General features: G+C 73.3%; 5 protein-coding genes. 4 read left to right on the top strand and 1 reads right to left on the bottom strand.

Annotation, left to right across the window (positions count from 1 at the left end):
- Positions 1 to 130 precede the first annotated feature (130 nt).
- From pdeM to HMPREF0731_RS04380, 4 genes are all read left to right on the top strand, one after another.
- Positions 131 to 895: a ligase-associated DNA damage response endonuclease PdeM gene (pdeM, locus tag HMPREF0731_RS04365; protein ID WP_007002817.1), complete on the top strand. Its 765-nt coding sequence runs from the start codon at positions 131 to 133 to the stop codon at positions 893 to 895.
- Positions 892 to 2325 (top strand): cryptochrome/photolyase family protein, encoded by a 1434-nt coding sequence (locus tag HMPREF0731_RS04370; protein ID WP_007002818.1) that lies wholly within the window; start codon positions 892 to 894, stop codon positions 2323 to 2325. The genes pdeM and HMPREF0731_RS04370 overlap by 4 nt, the downstream gene beginning before the upstream one ends.
- Complete coding sequence (locus tag HMPREF0731_RS04375) at positions 2322 to 3059, top strand: metallophosphoesterase (RefSeq protein WP_007002819.1); 738 nt, start codon at positions 2322 to 2324, stop codon at positions 3057 to 3059. Before HMPREF0731_RS04370 ends, HMPREF0731_RS04375 begins: the two co-directional genes overlap by 4 nt.
- 199 nt (positions 3060 to 3258) lie before the next feature.
- Positions 3259 to 4002, top strand: a complete 744-nt coding sequence (locus tag HMPREF0731_RS04380; protein WP_007002820.1) for a hypothetical protein — start codon at positions 3259 to 3261, stop codon at positions 4000 to 4002.
- On the opposite strand, the gene HMPREF0731_RS04385 is transcribed toward HMPREF0731_RS04380, so the two are convergent.
- Positions 3962 to 4758, bottom strand: a 797-nt coding sequence (locus HMPREF0731_RS04385; RefSeq protein ID WP_007002821.1) for a GlxA family transcriptional regulator, incomplete at its 5' end; no start/stop codon positions are given. The genes HMPREF0731_RS04380 and HMPREF0731_RS04385 overlap by 41 nt on opposite strands.

Here is a 4758-nt window from a genome sequence, read left to right on the forward strand (position 1 = left end):
CCACGCCCTGGCTGCCGGCCCTTGGCACCCTGGCCGGGCATGGCCGTCCGCCCGCCTCCCCGGCGCCGCGGCAATGTGTCGAAAAAAGGGCTTTTACGGGGGGGCGGCGCGCGCTAACGCGTTCTGAGACATGATTTCCGCGCCTCTGCATCTCGCCGGCGAACGCCTGGCCCTGGACCCGGCCGGCGCGCTGTACTGGCCCGCCCGCAAGCTGCTGGTCCTCTCCGACCTGCATCTGGAGAAGGGCAGCCATTTCGCCCGGCGCGGCCAGCTGGTGCCGCCCTATGACACGCGGGAGACGCTGGCGCGGCTGGCGCCGCTGCTGCGCCGCTACAGCGTCGCGCATCTGGTCTTCCTGGGCGACAGTTTCCATGATGGCGAGGGCGCGTCCCGCCTGCTGCCGCCCGACCGCGCCGCGCTGCTGCACCTGCTGGAAGGGCGTGAGGTCACCTGGGTGCTGGGCAATCACGACCCCGCCCCGCCCGCCGACCTGCCCGGCCAGGCGGTGGCGGAGCTGCGCCTCGGCCCGCTGGTGTTCCGGCATGAGGGCATGCCCGGCCCGGCGGCGGGGTTCGAGCTGTCCGGCCATTTCCACCCCAAGGCCAGCGTGGCGACGCGCTGCGGCGCGGTGGAGCGGCCCTGCTTCCTGGCCGATGCGCGGCGCGTGCTGCTGCCGGCCTTCGGCGCCTATACGGGCGGGCTGGCCATCACCGCGCCGCCGGTCGCGGCGCTGTTCCCGCGCGGCGGGCGCGCCTTCCTGCTCGGGCGCGACCGGCTCTACAGCACCGCCATCGGGCCGATGAAGCATCTGGCCGCCGCCACGCCCGCCGCCGCCGAGCCGGCGCCTGTCCGCAGCCTGGGCAAGCCGGTGCGGGTGCCGATATCGGTGCCATGAGCCGAACCCCGCCCCCTGCCCTGCTCTGGCTGCGCCAGGATCTCCGCACCGCCGACCACCCCGCCCTGCATGCCGTGGCCGGGCAGCCCGTGCTGCCCGTCTTCGTGCTGGATGAGAGCGACCCCTGGGCGCCCGGCGGCGCCGCCCGCTGGTGGCTGCATCACAGCCTGAAGGCGCTGGGCGAAAAACTGGCCGCGCTCGGCGCGCCCCTGCTGCTGCTGCGCGGCAAGGCCGCCGATCTCATCCCCGAACTGGCCGATGCCCTGGGTGCGGCCGAGGTGCATGCCAGCCGCCTCTACGAGCCCTGGGCGCGGCAGCGCGACGCCGGCATCGCCAAGGCGCTGGAGGGCCAGGGCCGCAGGCTCTGCCTGCACAGCGGCGCCACGCTGCTGGAGCCGCACCGCCTGCGCACCGGCCAGGGCAAGCCCTATTCGGTCTACACCCCCTTCGCCCGCGCGGTGCTGGCGCTCGGCGACCCGCCGCCGCCGATCCCGGCGCCGGACAGGCTGCGGGCCGCCCCGCCGCCGCGAGAGGGCCTGGCGCTGGACGCGCTGGACCTGCTGCCGCGCCCGCCCGAGCCCGACTGGGCCGCCGCCTTCCCCGAATACTGGACCCCTGGCGAGGATGGCGCCGCCGCCCGGCTGCGCGATTTCGCCGCCCAGGCGGCGCAGGGCTATGACCGCGGCCGCGACCTCCCCGGCGAGGACCGGACCGCCCGCCTCTCGCCGCACCTGCATTGGGGCGAGGTCTCGCCGCGCCAGGCCTGGCAGGCGGTGGCGGAGGGCGGGAAGTCCGGCGGCCACATCACCTGGCTGAAGGAGATCCTCTGGCGCGAATTCGCCTACCACACGCTGTGGCACCGGCCCGAGCTGCCGGACACGCCGCTGCGGCCGGAATTCGCCGAGTTCCCCTGGCAGCCGGACGACACGCTGTTGCAGGCCTGGCAGCGGGGCCGCACCGGCTACCCGATCGTCGATGCCGGGCTGCGCCAGCTCTGGCGGCATGGCTGGATGCACAACCGGGTGCGCATGGTGGTGGGCAGCCTGCTGGTGAAGCACCTGCTGCAGCCCTGGCAGCAGGGCAGCCTGTGGTTCTGGGACACGCTGGTGGATGCCGACCTCGCCGCCAACAGCATGAACTGGCAGTGGGTGGCGGGCAGCGGCATCGACGCCTCACCCTATTTTCGCATCTTCAACCCGATCCTGCAGGGCGAGAAATTCGACCCCGAGGGACGCTATGTGCGCCATTTCGTGCCCGAGCTGGCCCGCCTGCCGGATGCCTGGCTGCACAAGCCCTGGCAGGCGTCGCCCGAGATGCTGCGCGCCGCCGGGCTGCGCCTCGGCCATGACTACCCGGCGCCGATCGTCGATCACGAGGGCGGGCGCAAGCGGGCCCTTGCCGCCCTTCAGGCGTTGAAGGCCGCGGAATGATGCTGCCTGCCCACCATCTGCTCGCCCGGCTCAAGCGCGACTTCAAGGGTCTGCGGGTGGTGGGCGACGTGCATGGCGATTCGCAGGCCTTCGAGTCCGCCATCCAGGGCGCGGCGGAGAAGCGCCTTTTCGTGCTGCAGCTGGGCGACCTGACCGATCGCGGCCCGGACAATCCCGGCACGCTGCGCCAAGCGCTGGCGCTGCTGGAGAGCGGCCAGGGCCTGTTCATCCTGGGCAATCACGACCACAAGCTGCGCCGCGCCCTGTGCGGCGCGCTGGTGCGCCCCGACCCCGAGGGGCTGGGCATCACCCTGGCGCAGCTCGACGCCGCGCCGGATGGCGAGGACCTCAAGGCCCGCGCGCTGGAGGCCATCGCCGCGGCGCCGGCCTGGCTGCGCCTCGGCCCCTGGCTGTTCGTGCATGGCGGCTTCCATCCGCGCATGCTGCGCGAGCCCTCGCCGCAGGAAGCCGGCAGCCACAAGCCCGATGGCCTGGTGCCGCGCGCCCTGTTCGGCCAGGTGACCAGCCGCACCCGCGCCGATGGCTATCCCGAGCGGCTGCACAACTGGGTGCATCGCATCCCCTCGGGCATCACCGTCTATTGCGGGCATGAGATGCGCTCGACCGATGGCCGCCCTTATGTCGCGGTCTCGGCCGCCGGCGGCCGGGCGGTGTTCCTCGACACCGGCGCCGGCAAGGGCGGCCATCTCTCCTGGATCGACCTCCCCTGGTGATTTTTTTCAGGCTGCCGCCGTCGGGTGTTAAGGCGGGGCGCGAAAACGGAGGGCGGGGTCTGGGGGGACCCTGTCCCCCCAGCCTTCTCTCCTGAGGCCGCTTTCCTGCCGTCACAATGCTGCGATAGGCTGACGGCCTCCTCGCGGCCGTCCTGGCCAGCCCCCTGACATCCTGTTCCTGCACGGAGATTGCTGCGTCATGCGTGCTGCCGGCCTGCTCCTCCTGCTCGCGCTGGCCGGATGCGGCGCTCCCGCGGCCAGCCCGACCCTGGGGCAGCAGCGCGCCGCCCAGCAGCAGCAGGCGATGGATTTCGCCCAGGACCAGCTGCGGAGCTGCACCGACCGGATCCTGCAGAACCCCGACAACGCCGCCGCCGCCGCGCTCTTCCCGCTGCACAATTCGGGCGCGCTGACGGTGGCCCAGCTGTCGAACCCGGCGCGCCCGACCCGGGCGGAGATGAACCGCATCATCGCCTTCGGGCAGGATTTCCAGCAGTGCTGGACGAGCATCAGCCCGACGATGCGCGCGGTGGACCCGGGCTTCGCCAGCATCGTCGAGACCAATTTCCGCGAGAACAGCCTGATCATCGCCGACATGGCGCAGGGCCGGCTCTCCCTGGGCGATGCCAACCGGCGCATGCAGGCCGAGGATGCGGGGATCAAGGCGCAGACGCAGGCCCATTTCCAGCGCAGGCTGGCGGGCTTCGTGCAGGAGCATCAGGCGGAGCTGGCCATGCGCCAGGCCCAGGCCGCCGCCAGCCAGGCGGAGATGGCCGCGTTCGGGATGCAGCTCCAGCAGATGGGCCGCGACATCAACGCCAATGCCCAGTCGAGCCTGGCCAACAGCAGCGCCTACCGGGCGCCGACGGTGCAGGGCTTCGCGCCGCCGCCGAACAGCATCGTCAACTGCTTCCAGGCCGGCCCGGTCGTTCACTGCCGCTAGCCAACAAGGCCCGCATGCGCCCCGGCGGCAGGGCGTGGTGCCGCGCCCAGGCGCGCCGGAACTGGCGCAGCGAGGCGAAGCCGGCGCGTTCCGCCACATGCTCCAGGTCCAGCTTCGACCCGGTGACCAGCTCCTGCGCCAGGGCCACGCGCAGCCGGTTGACGTAGTCGGTCACGCTCAGGCCGGTGTGCTCGTTGAACAGGCGGGAGAGGTTGCGCGGGCTGGCGCCGGCGATGCGGGCCAGCGCCGCCACCGGCCAGGGCCGCGCCGGATCGGCCAGGACCGCGTCCTGGGCGCGGTGGATCGCCGGGTGGATGTGGTTGCGCCCCTCCAGCCAGGGGGAGAGCTGCGGGTCCGCGCCGCCCCGGCGCAGATACACCAGGAGATAGCGCGCCACGGCCAGCGCCACGGCGTGCCCCACCTCGCGCGCCACCAGGTGCAGCATCAGGTCCATGCCGGCGGTGATGCCGGCGGTGGTCAGCCGGGTGCCGGATTCGACGAAGAGACGGTTCTCCAGCACCCGCGCGGCCGGGGCCAGGCGGGCTAGCGCGGGGATGGCGCTGTGGTGCGTGGTGCAGTCATGCCCGTCCAGCAGCCCGGCCCGCGCGGCGAGCAGCGCGCCGGAGCAGATCGAGACCAGCCGGTGCTCCGGCCGCACCTGGCGGGCCAGCCAGGCGACGATCTCGGCCTCCTGCCGCGCCGCCGCGGCGCTGTCCCCGGCGGGGCCGAGGGGCAGGTCCACCGTGCCGGGCAGCA

Origin of the sequence: Pseudoroseomonas cervicalis ATCC 49957 (assembly GCF_000164635.1) — a bacterium.
In the GTDB taxonomy this organism is placed as follows: domain Bacteria; phylum Pseudomonadota; class Alphaproteobacteria; order Acetobacterales; family Acetobacteraceae; genus Pseudoroseomonas; species Pseudoroseomonas cervicalis.